This window comes from Corallococcus llansteffanensis (assembly GCF_003612055.1).
GTDB classification, from domain to species: domain Bacteria; phylum Myxococcota; class Myxococcia; order Myxococcales; family Myxococcaceae; genus Corallococcus; species Corallococcus llansteffanensis.
The window spans coordinates 1-2,772 of record NZ_RAWB01000862.1 but is presented as its reverse complement, the minus strand read 5'-3'; the positions used below and the strand labels follow the sequence as shown (position 1 = coordinate 2,772).

Sequence of the window (2,772 nt, the reverse complement as noted above, 5' to 3'; positions counted from 1 at the left end):
CCTCCAACACCCTGCGTTACGAAGGCCAGGTAACGCCCGTCACCATCCTCGCGGGCCAGACGACGGCGGTGACGCTGCTGCTGCAGGAGGTGAATCCGCCTGCGCCCTTCGACAACGCGGCACCGCGGATTACCTCCCTGGTGGCCAGTCCCGGCACGGTGGCCCCGGGCGGCGTGGTGGCCCTGCAGGCCACCGCGGATGACCCGAACGCGGGCGACACCCTCACGTACGCCTGGACGGCCAGCACCGGAATCTTCAACGCGGCCGCCAGCCTCACCACCATCTGGACAGCACCGGCGTCCGCAGGGCCGGTGGTACTGACGCTGACGGTGACGGACTCCAAGGGCGCCTCCGCCTCTCTCAGTGTCACGGTGACGGTGAGCACCGGCGCCGGTAGCGCAGCGGTGAATGTCGCCGTCAATACCTGGCCCCAGGTGGCCACGGTGATGGCACTGCCCTCGTCCATCGCTGTGGGTCAGACCACCGCAGTGACGGCCGCCGCCAGCGACAACGACGGGGACAGCCTCGGCTACCAGTGGACGGCCTCGTGCACGGGCACGTGGACGAATGCCACCTCGGCGAGCGCCAGCTTCACGCCCTCGGCGCAGCCGTCCGGCGGCACCTGCACCCTCACCGTGGTGGCCTCGGACGGCCGGGGCGGACAGGGCACGGGCAGTCTGGGCATCTACGTGGCGACGTCGCCCACCACGGGGCGCTTCCCCCCCGAGGTGGAGGATGCCTTCCAGTCCGTCGCGTCGGTCCCCGCGGGCGGCGAAACCGTCGTCTTCCGCGTGCGGATGAAGGACCCGCAAGGCAGTGCACTTTCCTTCGCCTGGGCCACCAGCACCGGCACGCTGGGCACCGCTACCAGCGCGGCCACGACGAGCCAGGTCCTCTGGACGGCACCTGCGTGCGTGCCGGCGGGAGCCACGCCCACCGTGACGGCGACCGTCACCAACGCCCTCGGCCTCTCCACCCGCGTCGCCTTCGACCTCCAGGGCGGCACCGCCTGCGCCGTGAGCCCCGGGGCTCGTCTCGTGGCGGGCGGGTTTCATAATCTCGCCGCGAAGCAGGACGGCACCGTCTGGGCCTGGGGCCGCAACGCCTACGGCCAACTGGGAGACGGAACAGCCACGAACCGCTCCACACCGGTGCCGGTGCAAGGTCTGACGGGCGTCGCGGCCCTCGCCGCTGGCTACCAGCATTCGCTCGCCGTGAAGCAGGACGGCACCGTCTGGGCCTGGGGCTACAACGTCAATGGCCAGCTCGGCGACGGAACGGTCACGGACCGCCCCAATCCCGTGCAGGTACAGGGCCTGACGGGCGTCACGGCCCTCGCTGTGGGCTTCTACCATTCGCTCGCCCTGAAGCAGGACGGCACCGTCTGGGCTTGGGGCAGTAACATCACCGGCCAGCTTGGCGATGGGACGACCACTGACCGCCTCACTCCGGTACAGGTACAGGGTTTGACGGGCGTCACGGCCCTCGCCGCTGGCGCCTCCCACACGCTCGCCTTGAAGCAGGACGGCACCGCCTGGGCCTGGGGATTCAACAACTACGGCCAGCTTGGCGATGGGACGGCCACCGACCGCCTCACGCCAGTGCAGGTACAGGGCCTGACGGGTGTCACGGCCCTCGCCAGTGGTGGCAGCCACACGCTCGCCTTGAAGCAGGACGGCACCGTCAGGGCCTGGGGATTCAATGACATGGGACAGCTCGGGGACGGGACGCGTACCAACCGCAGCACGCCGGTGCAGGTGCAAGGACTCACGGGCATCGCGGCCATCTCCGCTGGCGGCGCCCACACCGTGGCGTTGAGGACTGACGGCACCACCTGGGCCTGGGGACGTAATAACAGCGGACAGCTCGGGGATGGGACGGTCACCGCCCGTTTCACACCGGTGCAGGTGCAGGGACTGACGAGCGTCACGGCCCTCACGGCTAGCAGCAATAATCACACGCTCGCCCTGAAGCAGGACGGCACCGCCTGGGCTACCGGAAAGAATCTCGAAGGCCAGCTCGGCGACGGGACGACCTCGGAGCGCCACATGCCCGTGCAAGTGCAGGGCTTGAATCTATGACGAGGCACTGAGTTCCTGCGGCTGGCGGCATCCAGCACATCGCAGACGTCTGCGGACGTGGCCCAGGGGAAGAGGATGGCGGGCCTGGGCCGCCCCCGGGGCATTCACGGTAGGCAGGGACAGCGCTTCCAGCAGTCGTGGGTCGGGCACCAGGACACGTCGTGCGTGCGTCAATGGCCGACCGGCGGCGGGAGCTCACGTGCCGCGCGACATGGGGCGTGACGACGAGCTGCCGACAGTCCGCGACGAAGGGCTTCGTGTCGGCCCAGCCGACTGCACATCGCGTCGAACGTCGGGGGACAGAGCCAGGTCCGCGCGGACCGCCGTGGCGTAGGCCTGACTCAGGAGCAGGTGCACAGGCGCTGCTTGTAGAGTCCAGCGCTCCTCTCCTGGGAAGGCGCACCCGTCCGCATGGGCGAATTGACTCTCGGGGAGGCCCAACCAGTTGCATACGGGGGAGAAGTCCATGAGGCAAGAGAGTCGAAGCGGGCTGGCGTGTCTGGCCTTGGGCTTGGTGCTGGCATTGGCCGGGTGCGGTGGGGCGCAGCAGGAAGTGGCGGAGGGAAGCGCGCAGGCGGTGGTGACGATGCCGCAGGCGCTGAGTGCCAGCGACGTGGCGCGGGTGGAGCTCACCGTATCGGGCGCCGGCATGACGACGCGCACCGACGCCCTGGTGAAGACGGGCGGGCAG

2 protein-coding genes are annotated in these 2,772 nt (G+C 69.7%); both read left to right on the top strand.

Annotated elements, in window-relative coordinates; genetic code table 11:
- Positions 1 to 2,081 (top strand): RCC1 domain-containing protein (locus tag D7V93_RS47165; RefSeq protein ID WP_244237814.1); only part of this gene is annotated, 2,081 nt, incomplete at its 5' end.
- A 466-nt stretch (positions 2,082 to 2,547) separates the two neighbouring features.
- Positions 2,548 to 2,772: hypothetical protein (locus D7V93_RS41310; protein WP_208723320.1), on the top strand; the 225-nt coding region annotated here is incomplete at its 3' end.